Raw genomic sequence first — 18,601 nt, forward strand, 5'->3', positions numbered from 1 at the left:
ACTTGCCGGTAACTATCTAAGCGCTGCGCGGCTCTCTTTCCTCCCCTCCAAAACCGCAGGTAGGTGGATACAGATGAAAGCGCTTCACTTTTCCCGGCTGGCTGCCCTGACCGCGGCCGCGGCCCTTCCGATCGCCCTCGCCGCCCCGGCTTCGGCGGCCACCACCATCGCCTTCGACTGTCAGGCCGACGCGCCGATCATCGGGCCGCAGCAGGTGTCGCTCAACCAGGACGCCGACGTCACCGCGCCCGCCACGGTCGCGCCCGGCGGCGCCTTCGACGTCGTCATCGACCCGGCGCCGAACGAGGTGCCGGGCGAGGTCAGCGGGAACACCGTCAAGAACATCAACACGTTCGCGCTGAAGTTCCCGATCCCGGCGAACTCCACCTACGTCGGCGCCGACCTCGCCGGCGGCTCCGGCCTCGGCGACACCGCGCCGACGATCGCCGTCGCGAACGGCGTCGCGACCCTGAGCTTCCCCGGCCCGATCGCCGGCGGCGCCACGTTCGAGCTGCCGACCATCACGGCGCACCTGACCGCCGGCCAGTCGGGCACGATCGAGACCAAGCTGTCCGGCACCAGCTACAGCGATCCCGGCCTGACCTTCAAGGCCGTGGCGGGCACCATCATCGGGGACATCACCGCCCCGACCGCCTGCTTCCCCAACCCCAGCCCGGTCTTCACCACGACGACGATCGGCTGACCGCGAGCCACCCTGCGGGCGGGGCTCCGCCCGTAGGGTGGCTGCATGGGGTACGAACTCGCGGAAGTCAACATCGCCCGGATGAAAGCACCGATCGACGACCCGTCCTTCAAGGGTTTCGTCGACGCGCTCGAGCCCGTCAACGCCCTCGCCGACGCCGCGCCCGGCTTCGTCTGGCGCTTGCAGACCGAGGACGACAACGCGCTCTCGATCCGCGCCTTCGAATGGGACGTGCACGGCACGTCCGGCCTCCTGATCAACATGTCCGTCTGGACGTCGGTGGACACCTTGGCCGCCTTCACGTTCTTCGGTGAGCACCTCGCGATCCTCAAGCGCCGCCGCGAGTGGTTCCACCGCGTGAAGGACGTGATGACCGCGCTCTGGTGGGTGCCCGCCGGATACCGGCCCACGCCCGCCGACGCCGAAGAGAAGATCAAGCACCTGCGCGTCCACGGGCCGACGCCCGAGGCGTTCACGCTGAAGCAGCACTTCCCGGCCCCGGACGCGGCCACCGTCGAAGCCCGCGAAGGCGAGCCCGACTGGCTGTGCCCGGCGTAACACCGGTGGCGCGCGGGGAGTGTGCGAAGGTGTCGGTCATGGCTGACGAACTGGTGCACTACGACGTGGTGGGCGGCACCGCCACGATCACCCTGGACTCCCCGCACAACCGCAACGCGCTGTCGGCGCAGCTGCGCCGCGAGCTGTCGTCCTCGCTCGACAAGGCCGCTTCGGACGACGCCGTCCGCGTGATCGTGCTGACCCACACGGGCCCGGTGTTCTGCGCGGGGATGGACCTCAAGGAGGCCCGCGGCGCCGGCGCGGGCGACCAGGGCGTGAACGAGTTCCCGAAGATCCTCGAGCAGCTGTGGACCAGCCCGAAGCCGGTGGTCGCCCGCCTGGCCGGCCCCGCCCGCGCCGGCGGCATCGGCATGGTGGCGGCGTGCGACATCGCGGTGGCGGTGCCGGAAGCGACGTTCGCGTTCTCGGAGGTCCGCATCGGCGTGGTCCCGGCGGTGATCTCGTTGACGGTCCTCCCGCGGCTGAACCCACGCGCGGCGCACGAACTGTTCCTGACGGGCGACACGTTCGACGCACGCCGCGCGGTGGAGATCGGCCTGCTGAACTCGGCGGTACCGGCGGCCGAGCTGGACGCGGAGGTGGCCCGCTTCGTGAAGGCGCTGGCCGCGGGCGGGCCGACGGCGCTGGCCGAGACGAAGGCCCTGCTGAGCCGTCCCCGCCCGGCGACGCCGTCGGAAGGGTTCGAGGAGATGCTCGGACTGTCGGCCAAGTTCTTCGCGAGCGAGGAAGGCCAGGAGGGCATTCTGGCCTTCGCCCAGAAGCGCAAGCCGAGCTGGGTCCCCCAGGACTGAGCGGAGCCGGGTGCCGGACGCCGCTCAGGCGTCCGGCAGCACGACCGTGAGCCGCCACGAGCCGGCGCTGCGGCCGCTCGGCCCGAGTGCGCGCTGCGCGTCCGAGAGGACGCTGCGGATCGCCAGGTACGTCTTGGGTTCAGCCTTGCGCAACGCCTCCGAGCCCGGCCAGATCAGCACGTGCTCGCCCGGCGGCAGCCACGACAGGTCGGTCAGGCAGTCGTACAGCGCGTCGAGGTTGTGGCCGAAGTAGTCCGGAAAGGACAGTGCCTCGGCGAACGCGCTGAGCGTGCCGGCCTTGTCCACGGTCGGGTGCGAGTTCACCAGGTGCGGGTACGCACCCCTCGCGAAAGCCTCTTCCGCGGCGGCCTTCACCTGCTCCGAGGCGCTCATCGGGCCGGGTCCACGACGACGAACGACCCGTAGTGGTCGCCGGTGTAGTACAGCTCGTGCGCCTGCCCCGTGATGAGCCGCCGTGCGCCGCGGTCGGCGCTGCCCGGGGTCTTCACGGTGTACTCGTGGTAGTAGCCGGACTTCTTGCCGGGCAACCGCTTTTCGCGGTTCTCGAACACGACGTCGTCGTTGCGCGGGTACGGGTACGGGCCGCCCTTTTCGATCAGCTTCCACGTGTCGCCGGCTTGCGGCGGCAAGGTCGACAGCGCCTTGACCGGCAGTCCGGAGTCCGTGCCGGGGACGGCCGCGGAGCCCTTCGGGGGCGCGCTCGCCGAGCTGCTCGAGGTGGGGGACGCGGGCGAGTCGCCGCCGACGGCGTCCTTGACCAGCCAGCCTCCCAGCACCAGGACGAGGAGGCCGATCAGGGCGGCGGTGATCCGCCTACGGTTGAACATGGTGCGCCAGCCTAGGACGGGGTGTCGGAGCGGTCGTCGTCACGCCCCGGAGCAAGCCTGCGGGCGAACAGCCCGACGAGCTTGTCGAGCACCCACGCGGCGGCCAGGCACAGCGGCACGACGACCACCATGACCAGCACGAACTGGACCGGGAACCAGGCCTGGGCGAGCCAGAGCTCAACCCCGTCCCACCAGTCGGCAAGCCCGTTGAACACGGTGTGAGCCTACGCGCGCTCCGCTGCCGCCGCGCTTCAGGGGCGGTACGTTGCGAGGCATGTTCGCCGTGTACGCGCAGGAACCCAACGCCGACAGCCCCCTGGACTCGCTCGTCGTCGGCGAGCGACCCGAACCCGACGTGCCGGACGGCTGGGTCCGCGTGCACGTCAAGGCGGCCAGCCTCAACATGCACGACCTCTGGACGCTGCGCGGGGTCGGGATCAAGCCCGACCAGTTCCCGATGATCCTCGGCTGCGACGGCGCCGGGACCCTCGACGACGGCTCCGAGGTCGTGCTCCACTCCGTGATCAACGCGCCGGGCTGGCAGGGCGACGACACCCTCGACCCGAAGCGGACGCTGCTCACCGAGAAGCACCAGGGCACCTTCGCCGACCAGGTCGTCGTGCCGGCCCGCAACGTCGTCCCGAAGCCCGCCGCGCTCAGCTTCGCCGAGGCCGCGACCATGGGTACGGCCTGGCTGACCGCCTACCGGATGCTCTTCGTGAAGTCGGGGCTGCGGCCCGGCCAGACGATGCTCGTGCAGGGCGCCTCCGGCGGCGTCTCGACGGCGCTGGTGCAGCTCGGCCGTGCGGCCGGGTTCCGGGTCTGGGTGACCGGCCGCAGCGAGGAGAAGCGCGCGCTCGCCTCGAGCCTGGGCGCGCACCAGACGTTCGAGTCGGGCGCACGGCTGCCCGAGCGCGTCGACGCCGTGTTCGAGACCGTCGGCAAGGCGACCTGGTCGCATTCGGTCAAATCGCTCAAGCCGGGCGGGATCATCGTGGTCTCCGGCTCGACCAGCGGCCCGGACGCGAACGCGGAGCTGCAGCGCGTCTTCTTCCTCCAGCTGCGTGTCGCCGGGTCGACCATGGGCACCCGCGACGAGCTCGCGGATCTGCTCGCCTACCTCGATCTGACCGGGGTGCGGCCGCAGATCGGCGCCGAACTGCCCTTCGCCGAGGCCCCTAAGGGGTTCCGGGCGATGCTCGAAGGCGACACCGCCGGCAAGATCGTCTTCACCCGCTAGAACCCCGCTGAGCTGGGCGGATCGTCTCGTTCCGCCCAGCCCGGCATCTGGTGAATCTCCAACGTACTCAGTTCGAGATCTGGTCGTTAGCACCTGAAATCGACCAAAACCCAATAGTCGCAAGGTAATCTGTAGTCATGACCGCGACGAAGCGGCCCGACTCGGCTGGACCGGGCGGCCGGTCCAGCAGCGACCCGGACCCGATCCGGGTCTCCTTCCGGCGCTACGCCGGTGTCCGCACCCGGGTCTTGGAGGTCGGCGACGTCCTCCCGGACCCGGAGCTCCCCCGTCGTTCTCTGCGCCGCCGCGCGGCCACACCGCACGTCCGGCCGAGCGCACCGCGCCTGGTGCTGCTGCACGGTTACTGCGACAGCGCCGACACGTGGCGCCCCGCCCTGGAGCAGCTCGCGGCCGCCGGGATCCCGGCCGTCGCGGTGGATCTGCCCGGGTTCGGGGACGCGCAGCCGCTGCGGCCCGGCCCGATGCTGCCGCAGCTCGATGCGTTCACCGCCGCCGTCGTCCGCGAGCAGGCCGTGCTCGGCTCGGTCGTGCTGGCCGGCAACTCCCTCGGCGGCACCATGAGCCTGCGGGCAGCCCAGAACAGCAGGTCGCCGATCTCCGGCGTCGTGTCGATCGCCGCGCCCGGGTTCGTCGACTCGTGGCTGATCCGGACCGTGGCGCGCTACCCGCTGCCACTGCGGCTGTACTCGTCCCTGCCGGTCCCGGTACCGGGCTTCCTCGTGCGCAAGGTCGCCGAGCAGCTCGTCCCCCGGCTCCTCTACGCGAACTCGGGCGCGGCGGACGCGACCCAGGTGCAGCGCTTCACCGCGCTGTTCCCGGACTACCGCGCGACCAAGAGCCGGCTCGAGCAGGCGCGGCAGCTCGTCGCCGAGCTCGCCGACGCCTACCGCCTCGACTCGGTGAAGGTGCCGCTGCTGGTCGTCGCGTGCGGCAAGGACAAGCTCGTCACGGCGGCGTCCGGGCGGCAGCTGCACACGCTCGTGCCGCACAGCCGCCTGCTCGTCCGCGAGGACTGGGGGCACTGCCCGCAGCTGGACGACCCGGTGGAGATCGCGGAGCTGCTCTCGTACTTCGCGGCGAGCGCGGTCCGGACCACCCAGGCCAAGCGCGCCGTGGCGACGGCGTCGGAGGCCGTGAGCGAAGACACCGCGGCAGGCTGAGCGGCTCACACTGTCTTCACGCGGAGTTGGCGGTAGGTTCCGGCGTTGGGTCCGTGACCCGGACCCTCCACCGACCGTTCGGGAGACGATGATGTCCGCTCCAGGAGGCCTGGGCAGCAGCTCCGGCATCTTCCGGCGCAAGCCGATCGACCAGATCCAGGACAAGGGCGAAGGCGGCCTCAACCGCACACTCGGCCTGTGGCAGCTGACCGCCATCGGTGTCGGCGGCATCATCGGCGCCGGGATCTTCGCCCTCGCCGGGAGTGTCGCGCACGGCGACGACGCGGCCGGCATCCCGGGCGTCGGCCCGGCCGTGCTGATCTCGTTCCTCATCGCCGGCGTCGCGAGCGCCGCGGCCGCGTTCTCCTACGCCGAGTTCGCCGGCCTGATCCCGAAGGCCGGTTCGGCCTACACGTACGGGTACGCGGTGCTCGGCGAGGTCGTCGGCTGGTTCATCGGCTGGGACCTGCTGCTGGAGTACACGGCGATCGTGTCGGTCGTGGCGATCGGCATCTCCGGCTACTTCAGCTTCCTGCTCGGCCAGCTCGGCCTCGACCTCCCCGCCTGGATGCTCGGCGCGCCCGGCACCGGCCCGGGCCACAAGGTCGACCTGTTCGCCATGCTGCTGTGCCTGCTGATCGCGTACCTGCTCAACCGCGGCATCCGCAGCGCCGCCCGGTTCGAGACGGCGATGGTCGGGATCAAGGTCCTGATCGTGCTGGTGGTCATCCTGGTCGGCTTCTTCTACGTCAAGACGGGCAACTACACGCCGTTCGCCCCGGCCGGCTTCGGCGGCGCGGTGACCGGCGCGGCGACGGTCTTCTTCGCCGTCTTCGGCTACGACGCCATGAGCACCGCCGCGGAGGAGTCGAAGGACGCCCAGCGGCACATGCCGAAGGCGATCCTCTACTCGCTGGCCATCTCGATGGTGCTGTACGTACTGGCCTGCCTGGTGCTGACCGGCATGCAGAAGTACACCGAGATCGACCCGAAGAGCGGCTTCTCGACGGCGTTCAAGTCGGTCGGCCTCGACGGGCTGGCCACGGTGATCGCGATCGGCGCCATCGTCGGCATCCTCACCGTGCTGTTCACGTTCCTGATGGGCGCCACCCGTGTCGGCTACTCGATGAGCCGCGACGGCCTGCTCCCGGCGTGGTTCGGCCAGACGAACCCGAAGCGCCAGGTGCCGAGCCGGATGACGTGGATCCTCGGGGCCGCGTCGGCGATCATCGCCGGCGTGCTGCCGATCGGCGAGGCCGCGGAGCTGACGAACATCGGCATCCTGCTCGCGTTCGTCGTCGTCTGCGTCGCAGTGATCGTGCTGCGCTACAAGCAGCCGGACCTGCCCCGGACGTTCAAGACGCCCGGCATGCCGGTGGTGCCCGCGATCGGCATCGTGTTCTCGATCTGGCTGATCACGTTCCTGCAGCCGGCGACGTGGCTCCGGTTCGCCGTCTGGTTCGTCATCGGCCTGGTCATCTACTTCCTCTACAGCCGGCGGCACTCGCTGCTGAACCGCACGCCCGGCACCGGCGTCGAGGCCGACAAGACGGACTAGCGGATGCGGTCGAGGCGTGCGGCCGCGTCGCGCGCCTCGACCTTCAGCCGCTCGAGGATGACGGCGGCCGACGCGTCGTAGGCGAGCGGGTAGGTCTGGCCCGCCCAGAGCGAGATCGCTTCCGGGTCGCCGGCCTTCGCCGCCGCTTTGCGCACCGGCCCGGCGAGGCTGTTCAGCTGCGGGTAGGCCGCCGGCGCGCCTTCGGACAGCGCGTCCATGAACTTGTTGACCAGCCCGCGCGCCGGGCGGCCGCTGAAGGCGCGCGTGAACGCCGTCTCGCGCTCGGCGACCGCGAGGGCCTTGCGGTGGGCTTCGGACGTCCCGGCTTCGTCGGCGCGGAGGAAGACCGTGCCCAACTGGGCGGCGACGGCTCCCGCGGCGAGCACGGCGGCGACGTCCGCGCCGTGCACCAGGCCGCCGGCCGCGATCAGCGGCAGGTCGACGCGAGCGGCGACGAGCCGCAGCAGCGCGAGGACGCCGTATTCGGCGCCACCGCCGGGCCGGTCCGCGTCGTCGGTGAACAGGGATCGGTGCCCGCCCGCTTCGAAGCCCTGCAGGACGAGCGCGTCGGCGCCGAGGTCCGCGGCCCGCTGCGCGGCTTCCGGGGTGGTCACGGTGACGACGACCGCGCTGCCGGCCTCCTTGAGGCGCAGCACGTCCGACGGCGACGGCGGCCCGAAGGTGAACGACACCACGGGAACCCGCTTCTCGAGCACGACGTCCAGCTTCGCGGGGTACGCGTCGTCGTCCCACTTCGGCTCGCCGAGCTCGACGTCGTATTCGCGGGCGAACACCTCGAGCCGCTCGCGGTGCGCTCTGATGTCGGCCCCGGTGTCGGGCTGCGGGACGAAGAGGTTGACGCCGAACTCGCGGCCGGTCAGCTCCCGCGTGCGCTCGATCTGCGCGGCGAGCGCCGCGGGCGTGAGCATGCCCGCGGAGAGGAAGCCGAAGCCGCCGGCCTCGGTGACCGCGGCGACCAGTTCGGGGGTGGTCGGCCCGCCCGCCATCGGGGCGGCGATGACCGGGAACGTCAGCTCGTCGAACATGCCACCGAGCGTAGACCGGGCGCGCCGTTCGCGCGGACCACCCGACTTGGTCTAGACCACAGCCGGGGAAAATGCGACGATCCGGGCAGGTGCGACGGCGATGTCGCGCCCATCCCGCCAGGAGGTCCCCGGTGAAGACTCCCCTCGCGCGGCGTCTCGGCCGCGCACTCGCCGTGCTGGCGCTGATCGGCGCCAGTACGACCGCCGCCCAGCTGGCGCCGGCCGCGGCGGCCACCCCGGCCCTGCAGTCGATCGTGCCGGTGCCGGCCTCGGTGACCCCGGCGGCCGGAGTCACCTTCCCGCTGGTCTCGACGACGAAGATCGTCACCGAAGCCGGTTCGGCGCCGGCCAAGCAGGTCGGCGACTACCTGGCCGGCGTGCTGCGGCCGTCGACCGGCTTCGCGCTGCCGGTCTCGGACGCGCCGGCCTCCGTGCCGGCCGACAGCATCGCGCTGCTGCTGACCGGCGCGCCCGCTTCCGTCGGGGCGCAGGGCTACCAGCTGGTCTCGACGGCGTCCTCGGTCACCGTGCGCGCCCAGACGGCCGACGGGCTCTTCGCCGGCGTCCAGACGCTGCGGCAGATGCTGCCGGGCCGGGTCGAAAGCCCGGCTCTCCAAACGGGCCCGTGGACCGTCCCGGGCGCGACGATCGTGGACTACCCGCGGTTCGGCTACCGCGGCGCGATGCTCGACGTCGCCCGGCACTTCCACCCGGTCTCGACGGTCAAGCGGTACCTCGACCAGCTCGCCCAGTACAAGATCAACGCACTGCACCTGCACCTGGCCGACGACCAGGGCTGGCGCATCCAGATCGACAGCTGGCCCCGCCTGACGACCTACGGCGGCAGCACGCAGGTCGGCGGCGGCGCGGGTGGCTACTACACGAAGGCGCAGTACGCGGACATCGTGAACTACGCGGCTTCACGGCACATCACGGTCATCCCGGAGATCGACATGCCGGGGCACGTGAACGCGGCGCTGGCGTCGTACGCGGAGCTGAACTGCAACGGGGTGGCGCCGGCACTGCGCACCGACACCGCGGTCGGCTACAGCTCGCTGTGCATCTCGAAGGACATCACGTACACGTTCATCGCCGACGTCCTGCGCGAGCTGGCGGCCTTGACCCCGGGCCCGTACCTCCACATCGGCGGCGACGAAGCCTCCTCGACGTCGGCGGCGGACTACGTGACGTTCGTGAACAAGGTGCTCCCCCTGGTGGCGGCGACGGGCAAGTCCGTGGTGGGCTGGCACGACATCGCGAAGGCCACGCTGCCGGCCTCGGCGTCGCCGCAGTTCTGGGGAACGTCCACATCGGACGCGGGCGTGTCGGCGGCGGTTTCCCGCGGCAGCAAGGTGATCCTGTCGCCGGCGAACAAGGCGTACCTGGACATGAAGTACAACAGCTCCAGCCCGATCGGCCTGTCGTGGGCGGGGTACATCGAGGTCCAGGACGCGTACGGCTGGAACCCCGGTGCGTACCTGTCGGGAGTGGGCGAGTCCGCGGTCCGCGGGGTGGAGTCGCCGCTGTGGTCGGAAACGGTGGTGACGCCCTCGGACATCGACTACCTGGCGTTCCCGCGCCTGGCGGCGCACGCCGAGCTGGGCTGGTCGCCCTGGTCGACGCACGACTGGACGACGTTCCGCACCCGGTTGGGCGCCCAGGCCCCGCGCTGGGTGGCGCAGTCGATCGGCTTCTACCGGTCTTCGCAGGTCGCGTGGGACACGGGCGGGACGACCAACCCGGGCACGTGCACGGCCCCGGCCTGGACCGCGTCGCAGGTGTACACGGGCGGGAACGTGGTGTCGCACAACGGCCACAAGTGGACGGCGGGCTGGTGGACGCAGGGCGAGGAGCCGGGAACGACGGGCCAGTGGGGAGTGTGGACCGACAACGGCGCCTGCTGACGTCGCCGGCCGGGTCTGCCTTTGCGTGGGCCCGGCTCCAGCGCGCCGTCCGCCGTGGTCACGCGGCTGCGGTGCCGTGAATGACCCATTCACCTCGGCCAACGACAGGAATGAGTCATTCAAGACGTCCGGCCTACCGGGACCACGGCGCCTCAGCCGCGCTGCCCCCGGCTCCGGCAGGCGCTTCCCTTTCCCCGGGTCTGTCTTCGCGTGGGTCCGGCCGGGCTGTGCGGACGGTCAGCACCGCACTTCACCCGGTGAAACCGGACCACGCGGTTCGTCCGGCGGGTTAGGTTGGGGTCATGACCGTTGATCTCGAGCAGGTTCGCGCGCTGTCGCTGCAGGAGAACGGCCTGGCCACCGTCGCCACCACGCGGGGTGACGGCACCGTGCACTCCTCCGTCGTGAACGCCGGGGTCTTCGACGACCCGGTGACCGGTGCGCCCGGCGTCGCGTACGTCGCCGTCGGGCGGGCGCACAAGCTCGCGCTGCTGCGGCGGGCCGGGCACGCCACCGTGACCTTCCGGCGCGGCTGGAACTGGGTCTCCGTCACCGGCGCTACCCACCTCATCGGGCCGGACGACCCCGACCCCGCCTTCGACCCCGCGGGCCTGCCGAAGCTCCTGCGTGACGTCTTCGTCGCCGCCACCGGCACCCATGACGACTGGGCCGAGTACGACCGCGTGATGGCCGAAGAGCGGCGGGTCGCGGTGTTCGTGACGGCCGACCGGATCATCGGCAACCCCTGACCAGCCCGGCCCCAGGAGTCGACCCGTTGTCCGAGTCCCCCGCCCGCGTCACCACGCCGGTCAAGGTGCTGATCGGCGTGCTCGTCGTCGCCGACGCCGGCTTCGGCGCGGCACTCGCCGCCGGTCTGGTGCGCGGCCTCTCGCCGTGGCTGATCGGCGGTGCCTACGCGGCGACCGTGCTCCTCGCCGTCGTGGCCTTCCGCCTCTCGCGAGCCCGCGCGCTCAAGCGCGGCTTCGCGGGTCTCCGCGACCTCACGGTCGGCGAAGAAGGCCTCCGCGTGCCCGCGGGCACGCTCAGCACGCGGCTGATCCCGTGGTCGCAGATCGCCGACGTCTCGACCCGCCGTTCGGCCCGGTTCGGCGACGGCTACCTGCGCGACGCGCTCTGGGTCGACCTGGTCACCGGCGAAGGCGTCGAGAGTTCGGTGCAGCGGTACGCACCCCGCGGCCGGCTCACGCCCGCACCGCCGCAGCGACGGCAGTTCGACCAGACGGCGATCCTCGACCCGGCCCTGTTCGACGCGGTGGTCGACCGGGTGCGGAAGGAACTCCGCCACCGGCAGCTGCACGCCCAGCTCCGCGGCACGCCCCGCATCCGGTGACCTACGGTCTGCGGAGCCGGCCCAGCAGCTCCCGCGGCCCGATCCGCACCGGGAACGGCCGCTCGACCTCGAGGACCTCGTCACCCGCGGCCTTGGCCCCCTGCTGACAGTGACCGTCCTCGTCCAGCTCGAACACCGTCAGCGCGGGCTCCTCCGGATCGATCACCCAGTAGCCGGCTGTGCCGAGCCGTTCGTAACCGCCTTCTTGGTGTTGAGTTCCTCGTGCTCTCCTTTCGTTGCCCTGACCAGAGCACACCAGAAGGCACCGACAAAATGGCGGCCGCGGGGAGTCCCGCGGCCGCCCTTCACTCGAAAGCGTTACTTCTTGTTCTTGCCCGAGTCCTCAGTGGACAGTGCGGCGACGAAGGCCTCCTGCGGGACCTCGACCCGGCCGACGGTCTTCATCCGCTTCTTGCCTTCCTTCTGCTTCTCCAGCAGCTTGCGCTTCCGCGAAATGTCACCGCCGTAACACTTCGCCAGCACGTCCTTGCGGATCGCGCGGATCGTTTCGCGGGCGATGATCCGGGCGCCGATGGCCGCCTGGATGGGCACCTCGAAGTTCTGCCGCGGGATCAGTTCGCGGAGCCGGTTCACCATGCGGTTGCCGTAGTTGTAAGCGTCGTCCTTGTGCACGATCGCGGAGAACGCGTCCACGCCCTCGCCCTGCAGCAGGATGTCCACCTTGACCAGGTCCGCCGCCTGCGTGCCGGCCTCTTCGTAGTCCAGCGACGCATAGCCGCGCGTACGCGACTTCAGCGTGTCGAAGAAGTCGAAGATGATCTCGCCCAGCGGCATGTTGTAGCGCAGCTCGACCCGGTCCTCGGACAGGTAGTCCATGCCGAGCAGCTGGCCGCGCTTGTTCTGGCACAGCTCCATGATCGTGCCGATGAACTCCGACGGCGCCAGGACGCTGACCTTGCTGAGCGGCTCCAGCACCTTGTCGATCTTGCTGCCGGTCGGCCAGTCCGACGGGTTGGTGACGTGGATTTCCTTGCCGTCGTCCAGGACGACGTCGTAGACCACGTTGGGCGCGGTGGAGATCAGGTCGAGGCCGAACTCGCGCTCGAGCCGGTCGCGCGTGATCTCCAGGTGCAGCAGGCCGAGGAAGCCGCAGCGGAAGCCGAAGCCCAGCGCCACCGACGTCTCCGGCTCGTAGTCGAGCGCGGCGTCGTTGAGCTGCAGCTTGTCCAGCGCCTCGCGCAGCTCCGGGTAGTCGGATCCGTCCACCGGATACAGTCCGGAGTAGACCATCGGCTTCGGTTCGCGGTAGCCGGCCAGCGCTTCCGTGGCGCCGTTGCGCTCCGACGTCACGGTGTCGCCGACCTTCGACTGCCGGACGTCCTTCACGCCGGTGATCAGGTAGCCCACCTCGCCGACGCCGAGCCCCTTGCTGGGCTTGGGCTCCGGAGAGATGATCCCGACCTCGAGGAGCTCGTGCGTGGCGCCGGTGGACATCATCTTGATGCGCTCGCGCGGCGTGATCTTGCCGTCGACGACCCGGATGTAGGTGACGACGCCGCGGTAGGTGTCGTACACCGAGTCGAAGATCATCGCGCGGGCCGGCGCGTCGGCGTCGCCCTCCGGCGCCGGGACCGACTTCACGACCTCGTCGAGCAGCGCGCCGACGCCGATGCCGGTCTTGGCCGAGACCCGCAGCACGTCGTCCGGCTCGCAGCCGATGATGTGGGCCAGCTCACCCGCGTACTTGTCGGGGTCGGCCGAGGGCAGGTCGATCTTGTTGAGCACCGGGATGATCTGGAGGTTGTTCTCGAGGGCGAGGTACAGGTTGGCCAGCGTCTGGGCCTCGATCCCCTGCGCCGCGTCGACCAGCAGGATCGCGCCTTCACACGCCTCCAGCGCCCGGGAGACCTCGTAGGTGAAGTCCACGTGGCCCGGGGTGTCGATCATGTGCAGGACGTGGTCCTTGCCTTCGACCTGCCAGGGCAGGCGGACGTTCTGCGCCTTGATCGTGATCCCGCGCTCGCGTTCGATGTCCATCCGGTCGAGGTACTGAGCGCGCATGGCCCGCTCTTCCACGACGCCGGTGAGCTGCAGCATGCGATCGGCCAGGGTGGACTTGCCGTGGTCGATGTGCGCGATGATGCAGAAGTTCCGGATGAGCTCCGGAGGCGTGAAGGTCGTGTCGGCGAACTTGTTGAGCGCTGTCACTCGAATGAGTCCTCGGAAAGTCGGGGATGGCCACCTCTATGCTCCCATGGCGCTCCGGGTGCGGGTGGGGGTCATCCCCGATGCGAGCCGATCTGATCCGTGGTGCCCTCGAAGTATGAGCACTTCGCACCAGCCGGCACCCCCTCCCCAGCCGGATCCAGGCGGCTTCGGCCGCGTCCTCGACCGTGCCTTCGGTCACCCCTCCGGACCCCTCGGCCGCCTCGGCGGCTGGGTGATGGCGCGCGGCAACGCCGCCACCGAACACCGCGTCGTCGACCTGGCGAAGATCGAGCCGGACGAGACCGTCCTGGTCGTCGGGCCCGGCCCCGGCGTCGGCCTGGACGCCGCCGCGCGGCTGGCCGGGCGCACCATCGGCGTCGACCCCTCCCCGGAGATGCTCGGGCTCTGCCAGGAGCGCTGCGGCGACCGCGTCGAGCTGCGCGAGGGGTCGGCGGCGCACACCGGCGAGCCCGACGGGTCCGTCGACGTGGTCCTGACCGTGAACAACGTCATGCTCTGGGACGACCGCGCGGCCGGGTTCGCCGAGCTGGTCCGGGTGCTGCGCCCCGGCGGGCGGCTGCTGCTGTCCGCGCACGAGAAGTGGCTGCCCGTGAGCAGGCACGTCCTGGCCGACGAAGCCGCCGAGGCGGGCTTCGCCGACCTGCAGACCTGGACCTGGGACCCGCCCGGCTTCGCCGCGCTGGCCGCGCAGCTGCGCGCCGTCAAGCCCGCCTAGCGGGTGTCCGTGCGGATCGGGTGGCCCTCGGGCACCTCGACCAGCACGATGCGCGTGCCGTCCGGGTCGGCGATCCAGGCCTCGTCGAGGCCCCAGGGCTCGCGCTGGGCGTCCCGCACCGGCTCCAGGCCCTTCGCCTTCAGCTCGGCCATGACGCCGGCCAGGTCCCGGACCTGCAGCCAGAGCACCAGGTCGGGCGACGAACCCGTCTCCCCCGCGCCGGAAACCTCCAGGGAGCCGTGCCCGAGGAAGAACACGGTGCCGCCGGGGAACTCACGCTCCACGGCCAGGCCGAGGGTGTCGCGGTAGAACGCCGTGGCGGCGTCGACGTCGCGCGGGCGGATGAGCAGCCGGCTCTTCAGGACTTCCATCCGACCATCCCTACCGGACGCGCTCAGGCGGCCGCAATCGCGGCGATTCCGGACAGCACGATCACCGAGCCGGCCAGCCGCCGGGCGGCATCGCGTTCGCCCAGCACCAGCCAGGCGGCCAGGCCGCCGAGCACGATGCTCAGCTCCCGGGCGGGCGCGACCAGGCTGACCGGCGCCATCGTGAGGGCGAACAGCACGAGGATGTAGGCCAGCGGCGACAGCAGCGCGACGATCAGCACCTCACGACGCTGTTCGCGCCAGATCCGGGCCACCTCGTCGCGGCCGGCCAGCGCGCCGGGCACGAGCAGGACGCTCTGGAGCACCGACCCGAGGCCGAAGTAGACGACCGGCGGCATGCCGATGCCGGTCACCGAGTGCGCGTCCCAAAGCGTGTAGCCGGCGATCGTGGCGCCGGTCAGGAGGCCGTAGAAGATGCCCGCGCGCCGCGCCTTCGCGGCGGCCGGGTCGTGCGCGCCGCCGGTGCGGCCGGTGCTGATCACCAGCACTCCGGTGATCACCAGGAACGCGCCGAGCAGGCCCAGCCAACCGGGCCGTTCGCCGAGCACCAGGACGGCCGCCAGCACCGACAGCAGCGGCCCGGTGCCCCGCGCGACGGGGTAGACGACGGAGAGGTCGCCGACGCGGTACCCGCGCTGCAGGACGACGCCGTAGGCGACGTGCAGCACCGACGTGCCCGCGGCGGCCAGCAGCCAGCTCCACTGTGGACGCTCCGGCTCGACGACCAGCAGCACGACCGTGACGGGCAACAGGACGACGGCGGAAACCGTGTAGTAGAGCCAGACGAACTGCGTGCCCCCGGAGGAGATGCGCTTCGCGGCGAGGTTCCACGCGGCGTGCACGACGGCGGCGACGAGGACGAAGGACAGCGCGGTGGTGTTCATGGGACCCCTTACGGGTTTTCGCACGCACGAAAACCGGGTCCTCCAGGCTTTTGTCCCGTCAGATGAACGGCAGGCCACCCGGACCCGCCGATGGTGCCGCTCGGACCAGACCCGCCGGTCCTGGTTGTGGGGAGCGAGGTGCGCGGACCGGCGACGGAACCCTAGGCACTACCGTCTTCGACCGTACTCCGGGTGATCGGTGTTCGCCGGACGCGGTCGCGGGCCGTCCGAGCTGGGCTGTTAGAGTTGTCGCTCGCTGCCCGTGCGGCATTCCGTCATGGAGGAAGCCCGCTCTTCGCGAGTGGGGCCAATTCAGCGCGGCGGCGAATCTCACCGAGTGAAACAGGAGTTGCCCTATGGCCAACATCAAGTCGCAGATCAAGCGCATCACGACGAACGAGAAGGCGCGTCAGCGCAACCAGGCGATCCGGTCCTCGGTGAAGACCGCGATCCGCAAGGTCCGCGAGGCCGCCGAGGCCGGCGACAAGGCCAAGGCCGCCGAGCTGCAGCGCGACGCCGCCCAGAAGCTGGACAAGGCCGTCTCGAAGGGCGTCATCCACGCCAACCAGGCCGCCAACAAGAAGTCGGCGCTGGCGAAGCGCGTCAACGCGCTCTGAGCTGGTTGATTTCTGGGAAAGCCCCGGCTTCGGCCGGGGCTTTCTTCATGTCCGGGTCAGCGGTCGCCCTTGGCGGCCGCCACCTGCAGGACCGCGCGCTCCAGCGCGTAACCCGGGTCTGCCGCCACGCCCTTGACCTCGGCGTTCAGCCTCGCCACCACGCGCATCGCCGTCGCCAGGCCGTCCTGGTTCCAGCCCCGGACCTGGCCCTGCGCCTTGCGGATCTTCCACGGCGGCATGCCCAGCTCGCCCGCCAGCTGGTTCGGGTTGCCCCGGCCCGCGCCCGAGACCCGGGCGATCGTGCGGACCGCGTCGGCCAGTGCGTCCGCGACCAACACGTGCGGGACGCCCAGCTGCATCGCCCAGCGCAGCGACTCCAGCGCCGCCGAGCGGTCGCCGCTGACCGCCTTCTCCGCCACCGCGAACCCGGTGACGTCGGCCCGGCCGCGGTGGTAGCGGTGGACCGCGTCCGCGTCGACGGTCCCGCCGGCGTCCGCCACCAGCTGCGTCGCCGCCGAGGAGAGTTCCCGCAGGTCGGAGCCCACGGCCTCGAGAAGCGCGGCGACCCCGGCCGCATCGATCTTGCCGCCCACCCGGCGCACCTCGTGCCGCACGAACTGCTCGCGCTCGGCCGGCTTGGTCAGCTTCGGGCACTCGGTGATTTCGGCGCCGGCCTTCTTCAGCACCGCCGGCAGCGTCTTGCCCGCCTTGCTGCGGCCACCGCCGGTGTGCACGACGACCAGGACGATCCCGTCCGCCGGGTCCTTCAGGTAGGACGTCACGGCGTCGGCCAGCTCCTGCGAGATGTCCTGTGCCGACTCCAGGACGATCACGCGGCCTTCGCTGAACAGCGACGGGCTGACGAGTTCGGCCAGCTCGGGGGCTGTGAGATCCGACACCCGGACCCGGGTCAGCTCGGCCGTGGCGTCGATCGCGCGGGACGCGGTGAGCGCCTCGCGCACGGCGCGCTCGATCAGCAGTTCTTCCTCACCCAGGACCAAGTGGAGCGGGGCCGGGGCGGTGGCTTGGGCGGTCACGGGGGAATCCTCTCACTCGCGGTGCCGTGCGCCCGCTCCGGTGATGTCGAGCGGCCGGCATGGCACGGCGCGAGCGCCATGTCGTACGGTGTCAGCGAGGCGGCGCGCTGAACGGCGCGCGCCGACAACTGAATACCGCTCATCCAGAGGGGCAGAGGGAACGGCCCGACGAAGCCCCGGCAACCGGCGTACAGCCTGTCATCCCGCGATCGCGGGGTAGCTGACGACCACGGTGCCAATTCCGGCCCGCTTCGGCGGGGCAGATGAGGAAAGGAACCTCGCGATGACCGCCACCCTCGGAACGACCTCCACCACGAAGACCCCGGATCTCGGTCCCGCCGTCGAACTGGTGTCGAAGGAAGAGGGCCACCGGCAGCCGCTCGCCCCGGAGTTCGTCTCCGCCGAGGATTTCTCGCCGCTCGAGGTCGCCTACGACTTCGGCCGCGTCCGCCGTGAAGACATCGAGGCCGGCCCCAAGAACATCTGGCGCTACAAGAAGCTCCTCCCGGTTCCGTCCAACGTCGAAGAGATCCCGAACACCGAGCCCGGCGCGACCCGGCTCATCCGCGCCGACCGCCTCGCCAAGGAGCTCGGCCTCAAGCGGGTGTGGGTCAAGGACGACACCGGCAACCCGACGCACTCGTTCAAGGACCGCGTCGTCGCCGTCGCGCTGGCCGCGGCCCGCGAGTTCGGGTTCGAGGTGCTCGCCTGTCCGTCGACCGGCAACCTGGCCAACGCGACGGCCGCCGCCGCGGCCCGCGCGGGCTGGCGGTCGGTCGTGCTGATCCCGAAGACCCTCGAGCGCGCCAAGATCCTCACCACCGCGGTCTACGACGGCGACCTCATCGCCGTCGACGGCAACTACGACGACGTCAACCGCCTCGCCACCGAACTCGCCGGTGAGCACCCGAAGTGGGCGTTCGTGAACGTGAACGTCCGGCCGTACTACTCGGAAGGCTCGAAGACGCTGGCCTTCGAGGTCGCCGAGCAGCTGGGCTGGCGCATCCCGCCGCAGATCGTCGTGCCGATCGCCTCCGGTTCGCAGCTGACCAAGGTGGACAAGGGTTTCCGCGAGCTGGGCCAGCTCGGTCTCGTGGACGCCAGCCCGTACAAGGTGTTCGGCGCCCAGGCCACCGGCTGCTCGCCGGTCTCGGCCGCGTTCCGCGCCGGCCTGGACGTCGTCCAGCCGGTGAAGCCGGACACGATCGCCAAATCGCTGGCGATCGGCAACCCGGCCGACGGCCCCTACGTGCTCGACATCGTCAACCGCACCGGCGGCGCGATCGAGGACGTCACCGACGAAGAGGTCGTCGAGGGCATCCGGCTGCTGGCCCGCACCGAAGGCATCTTCACCGAGACCGCGGGCGGGGTCACCGTCGCGACGGCGAAGAAGCTGGTCGAGACCGGCAAGCTGGACCCGGACGCCGAGACGGTGCTCCTGATCACCGGCGACGGCCTCAAGACCCTCGACGCGGTCGAGAACCACATCGGCCCCAAGGCGACCGTGCCGCCGTCGGCCAAGGCCGTGAACGAGGCGCTCGGCTACTGACGTCCGGCCGGGGCGGGTT

The 18,601-nt window shown here is 70.9% G+C and carries 21 protein-coding genes and 1 riboswitch; of the genes, 12 read left to right on the forward strand and 9 right to left on the reverse strand.

Annotated features, from left to right (window positions below):
- Nucleotides 1-73 precede the first annotated feature (73 nt).
- The 3 genes from ACZ4TR_RS17130 to ACZ4TR_RS17140 are packed head-to-tail and all read left to right on the forward strand — an operon-like array spanning nt 74 to nt 2,073.
- Nucleotides 74-703, forward strand: a complete 630-nt coding sequence (locus ACZ4TR_RS17130; protein ID WP_364517333.1) for a cyclase — start codon at nt 74-76, stop codon at nt 701-703.
- A gap of 45 nt (nt 704-748) precedes the next feature.
- Nucleotides 749-1,261: a DUF3291 domain-containing protein gene (locus ACZ4TR_RS17135; RefSeq protein WP_465287912.1), complete on the forward strand. Its 513-nt coding sequence runs from the start codon at nt 749-751 to the stop codon at nt 1,259-1,261.
- Nucleotides 1,262-1,299: 38 nt separating this feature from the next.
- Nucleotides 1,300-2,073: an enoyl-CoA hydratase family protein gene (locus tag ACZ4TR_RS17140; RefSeq protein WP_465287913.1), complete on the forward strand. Its 774-nt coding sequence runs from the start codon at nt 1,300-1,302 to the stop codon at nt 2,071-2,073.
- A 24-nt stretch (nt 2,074-2,097) separates the two neighbouring features.
- Here ACZ4TR_RS17140 and ACZ4TR_RS17145 read toward each other — a convergent pair whose 3' ends face one another.
- Genes ACZ4TR_RS17145 through ACZ4TR_RS17155 form a run of 3 tightly spaced genes read right to left on the reverse strand, consistent with a single transcriptional unit; the run spans nt 2,098 to nt 3,136 of the window.
- The gene (locus tag ACZ4TR_RS17145; RefSeq protein ID WP_465287914.1) at nt 2,098-2,466 is read right to left on the reverse strand and encodes a barstar family protein; all 369 of its coding nucleotides are present in this window, start codon (nt 2,464-2,466) and stop codon (nt 2,098-2,100) included.
- Entirely contained in the window at nt 2,463-2,921 is a 459-nt protein-coding gene (locus ACZ4TR_RS17150) for a guanyl-specific ribonuclease (protein WP_364517327.1), read from the reverse strand. Before ACZ4TR_RS17150 ends, ACZ4TR_RS17145 begins: the two co-directional genes overlap by 4 nt.
- Nucleotides 2,922-2,932: 11 nt before the next feature.
- Nucleotides 2,933-3,136, reverse strand: a complete 204-nt coding sequence (locus tag ACZ4TR_RS17155) for a hypothetical protein (RefSeq protein ID WP_086676857.1) — start codon at nt 3,134-3,136, stop codon at nt 2,933-2,935.
- A gap of 59 nt (nt 3,137-3,195) precedes the next feature.
- Here ACZ4TR_RS17155 and ACZ4TR_RS17160 point away from each other — a divergent pair, with 59 nt between their 5' ends.
- From ACZ4TR_RS17160 to ACZ4TR_RS17170, 3 genes are all read left to right on the forward strand, one after another.
- Nucleotides 3,196-4,161, forward strand: a complete 966-nt coding sequence (locus ACZ4TR_RS17160; RefSeq protein ID WP_465287915.1) for a quinone oxidoreductase family protein — start codon at nt 3,196-3,198, stop codon at nt 4,159-4,161.
- A 137-nt stretch (nt 4,162-4,298) separates the two neighbouring features.
- Nucleotides 4,299-5,342, forward strand: coding sequence for an alpha/beta fold hydrolase (locus ACZ4TR_RS17165; RefSeq protein WP_364517325.1), 1,044 nt, complete (start codon nt 4,299-4,301; stop codon nt 5,340-5,342).
- Between the two features lie 91 nt (nt 5,343-5,433).
- The gene (locus tag ACZ4TR_RS17170; RefSeq protein WP_465287916.1) at nt 5,434-6,900 is read left to right on the forward strand and encodes an amino acid permease; all 1,467 of its coding nucleotides are present in this window, start codon (nt 5,434-5,436) and stop codon (nt 6,898-6,900) included.
- On the opposite strand, the gene ACZ4TR_RS17175 is transcribed toward ACZ4TR_RS17170, so the two are convergent.
- A complete protein-coding gene (locus ACZ4TR_RS17175) occupies nt 6,897-7,946 on the reverse strand; it encodes an NAD(P)H-dependent flavin oxidoreductase (RefSeq protein WP_465287917.1) in 1,050 nt (349 codons plus the stop codon). The genes ACZ4TR_RS17170 and ACZ4TR_RS17175 overlap by 4 nt on opposite strands.
- Before the next feature lie 131 nt (nt 7,947-8,077).
- Here ACZ4TR_RS17175 and ACZ4TR_RS17180 point away from each other — a divergent pair, with 131 nt between their 5' ends.
- From ACZ4TR_RS17180 to ACZ4TR_RS17190, 3 genes are all read left to right on the forward strand, one after another.
- Nucleotides 8,078-9,850, forward strand: a complete 1,773-nt coding sequence (locus ACZ4TR_RS17180) for a family 20 glycosylhydrolase (protein WP_465287918.1) — start codon at nt 8,078-8,080, stop codon at nt 9,848-9,850.
- A 302-nt stretch (nt 9,851-10,152) separates the two neighbouring features.
- Complete coding sequence (locus tag ACZ4TR_RS17185) at nt 10,153-10,599, forward strand: pyridoxamine 5'-phosphate oxidase family protein (protein ID WP_465287919.1); 447 nt, start codon at nt 10,153-10,155, stop codon at nt 10,597-10,599.
- A 26-nt stretch (nt 10,600-10,625) separates the two neighbouring features.
- Nucleotides 10,626-11,201, forward strand: a complete 576-nt coding sequence (locus tag ACZ4TR_RS17190; RefSeq protein ID WP_465287920.1) for a PH domain-containing protein — start codon at nt 10,626-10,628, stop codon at nt 11,199-11,201.
- A gap of 1 nt (nt 11,202) precedes the next feature.
- Here ACZ4TR_RS17190 and ACZ4TR_RS17195 read toward each other — a convergent pair whose 3' ends face one another.
- Together ACZ4TR_RS17195 and lepA are read right to left on the reverse strand one after the other, a co-directional pair.
- Nucleotides 11,203-11,367, reverse strand: a complete 165-nt coding sequence (locus tag ACZ4TR_RS17195; RefSeq protein WP_465287921.1) for a hypothetical protein — start codon at nt 11,365-11,367, stop codon at nt 11,203-11,205.
- 152 nt (nt 11,368-11,519) lie between these two features.
- Nucleotides 11,520-13,370 carry a translation elongation factor 4 gene (lepA, locus tag ACZ4TR_RS17200; RefSeq protein ID WP_465287922.1) on the reverse strand — a complete coding sequence of 617 codons (1,851 nt, stop codon included), beginning with the start codon at nt 13,368-13,370 and terminating at the stop codon, nt 11,520-11,522.
- Between the two features lie 115 nt (nt 13,371-13,485).
- Here lepA and ACZ4TR_RS17205 point away from each other — a divergent pair, with 115 nt between their 5' ends.
- The gene (locus ACZ4TR_RS17205; RefSeq protein WP_465287923.1) at nt 13,486-14,106 is read left to right on the forward strand and encodes a class I SAM-dependent methyltransferase; all 621 of its coding nucleotides are present in this window, start codon (nt 13,486-13,488) and stop codon (nt 14,104-14,106) included.
- On the opposite strand, the gene ACZ4TR_RS17210 is transcribed toward ACZ4TR_RS17205, so the two are convergent.
- Both ACZ4TR_RS17210 and ACZ4TR_RS17215 read right to left on the reverse strand, forming a co-directional pair.
- On the reverse strand, nt 14,103-14,477 hold the full coding sequence (locus ACZ4TR_RS17210; RefSeq protein WP_465287924.1) for a VOC family protein: 375 nt from the start codon (nt 14,475-14,477) through the stop codon (nt 14,103-14,105). The genes ACZ4TR_RS17205 and ACZ4TR_RS17210 overlap by 4 nt on opposite strands.
- 23 nt (nt 14,478-14,500) lie before the next feature.
- On the reverse strand, nt 14,501-15,379 hold the full coding sequence (locus ACZ4TR_RS17215; protein WP_465287925.1) for a DMT family transporter: 879 nt from the start codon (nt 15,377-15,379) through the stop codon (nt 14,501-14,503).
- 356 nt (nt 15,380-15,735) lie between these two features.
- Between ACZ4TR_RS17215 and rpsT the strand changes: the two genes are divergently transcribed.
- The gene (gene rpsT / locus ACZ4TR_RS17220; RefSeq protein ID WP_091316168.1) at nt 15,736-15,996 is read left to right on the forward strand and encodes a 30S ribosomal protein S20; all 261 of its coding nucleotides are present in this window, start codon (nt 15,736-15,738) and stop codon (nt 15,994-15,996) included.
- 56 nt (nt 15,997-16,052) lie between these two features.
- Here rpsT and holA read toward each other — a convergent pair whose 3' ends face one another.
- Nucleotides 16,053-17,033, reverse strand: a complete 981-nt coding sequence (gene holA / locus ACZ4TR_RS17225; RefSeq protein WP_465287926.1) for a DNA polymerase III subunit delta — start codon at nt 17,031-17,033, stop codon at nt 16,053-16,055.
- Between the two features lie 136 nt (nt 17,034-17,169).
- Nucleotides 17,170-17,303, forward strand: a riboswitch (SAM riboswitch).
- A 13-nt stretch (nt 17,304-17,316) separates the two neighbouring features.
- On the opposite strand from holA, the gene thrC reads away from it, so the two are divergent.
- Nucleotides 17,317-18,582 (forward strand): threonine synthase, encoded by a 1,266-nt coding sequence (gene thrC, locus ACZ4TR_RS17230; RefSeq protein WP_465287927.1) that lies wholly within the window; start codon nt 17,317-17,319, stop codon nt 18,580-18,582.
- Nucleotides 18,583-18,601 lie beyond the last annotated feature (19 nt).

The organism is Amycolatopsis sp. NPDC028719, from assembly GCF_055565395.1.

Excerpts from the sequence above, each read along its gene's own strand:
- ACZ4TR_RS17185 (WP_465287919.1), top strand. The coding sequence starts at position 10,153 with ATGACCGTTGATCTCGAGCAGGTTCGCGCGCTGTCGCTGCAGGAGAAC.
- ACZ4TR_RS17170 (WP_465287916.1), top strand. The coding sequence starts at position 5,434 with ATGTCCGCTCCAGGAGGCCTGGGCAGCAGCTCCGGCATCTTCCGGCGC.
- ACZ4TR_RS17175 (WP_465287917.1), bottom strand. The coding sequence starts at position 7,946 with ATGTTCGACGAGCTGACGTTCCCGGTCATCGCCGCCCCGATGGCGGGC.
- ACZ4TR_RS17145 (WP_465287914.1), bottom strand. The coding sequence starts at position 2,466 with ATGAGCGCCTCGGAGCAGGTGAAGGCCGCCGCGGAAGAGGCTTTCGCG.
- ACZ4TR_RS17150 (WP_364517327.1), bottom strand. The coding sequence starts at position 2,921 with ATGTTCAACCGTAGGCGGATCACCGCCGCCCTGATCGGCCTCCTCGTC.
- thrC (WP_465287927.1), top strand. The coding sequence starts at position 17,317 with ATGACCGCCACCCTCGGAACGACCTCCACCACGAAGACCCCGGATCTC.
- ACZ4TR_RS17140 (WP_465287913.1), top strand. The coding sequence starts at position 1,300 with ATGGCTGACGAACTGGTGCACTACGACGTGGTGGGCGGCACCGCCACG.
- rpsT (WP_091316168.1), top strand. The coding sequence starts at position 15,736 with ATGGCCAACATCAAGTCGCAGATCAAGCGCATCACGACGAACGAGAAG.
- ACZ4TR_RS17205 (WP_465287923.1), top strand. The coding sequence starts at position 13,486 with ATGAGCACTTCGCACCAGCCGGCACCCCCTCCCCAGCCGGATCCAGGC.
- ACZ4TR_RS17215 (WP_465287925.1), bottom strand. The coding sequence starts at position 15,379 with ATGAACACCACCGCGCTGTCCTTCGTCCTCGTCGCCGCCGTCGTGCAC.
- ACZ4TR_RS17135 (WP_465287912.1), top strand. The coding sequence starts at position 749 with ATGGGGTACGAACTCGCGGAAGTCAACATCGCCCGGATGAAAGCACCG.
- ACZ4TR_RS17165 (WP_364517325.1), top strand. The coding sequence starts at position 4,299 with ATGACCGCGACGAAGCGGCCCGACTCGGCTGGACCGGGCGGCCGGTCC.
- ACZ4TR_RS17210 (WP_465287924.1), bottom strand. The coding sequence starts at position 14,477 with ATGGAAGTCCTGAAGAGCCGGCTGCTCATCCGCCCGCGCGACGTCGAC.
- ACZ4TR_RS17130 (WP_364517333.1), top strand. The coding sequence starts at position 74 with ATGAAAGCGCTTCACTTTTCCCGGCTGGCTGCCCTGACCGCGGCCGCG.
- ACZ4TR_RS17160 (WP_465287915.1), top strand. The coding sequence starts at position 3,196 with ATGTTCGCCGTGTACGCGCAGGAACCCAACGCCGACAGCCCCCTGGAC.